At 61.9% G+C, this 417-nt stretch carries 1 protein-coding gene; it reads right to left on the bottom strand.

Annotated elements, in window-relative coordinates; all coding sequences use genetic code 11:
• Window positions 1-342, bottom strand: a 342-nt coding sequence (locus tag BG61_RS38945) for a citrate/2-methylcitrate synthase (RefSeq protein WP_035943884.1), incomplete at its 3' end; no start/stop codon positions are given.
• Window positions 343-417 lie beyond the last annotated feature (75 nt).

Below are 417 nucleotides of genomic sequence, written 5' to 3'. Positions count from 1 at the left end.
GACGCCGGTGCGCATCACGTCCATCGGATGTGCCGAAGCGGGCACGCATTCGAGCGCGGCCTTCACGTTCGCGGGCAGGCCGCGCAGCGACTTGAGCTTCGTCTTGTACGCGGTCAGCTCGGCCTGCGTCGGCAGCTTTTCGTGCACCAGCAGATAGGCGATTTCCTCGAATTCGCAGGCACCCGCGAGTTCCAGGATGTCATAGCCGCGGTAGTGCAGGTCATTTCCCGTGCGCCCGACGGTGCACAGCGCGGTATTGCCCGCCGTCACGCCTGAAAGCGCGACGGACTTCTTCGGTTTGAACGTGCCGGCAGCCGGCGCATTGTTGTCTGCTTCGCTCATCGTGTCTTCCTCCAGCAAAACGGTTACTTTTGAACGGCGAACAGTGCGTCGAGTTTGTCCTCGTACGCGTGATAG

The sequence above is a fragment of the Caballeronia glathei genome, assembly GCF_000698595.1.
Classification (GTDB): domain Bacteria; phylum Pseudomonadota; class Gammaproteobacteria; order Burkholderiales; family Burkholderiaceae; genus Caballeronia; species Caballeronia glathei.
The sequence above is the reverse complement of the archived record's forward strand: the minus strand, read 5'-3'. Positions and strand labels throughout refer to the sequence as shown.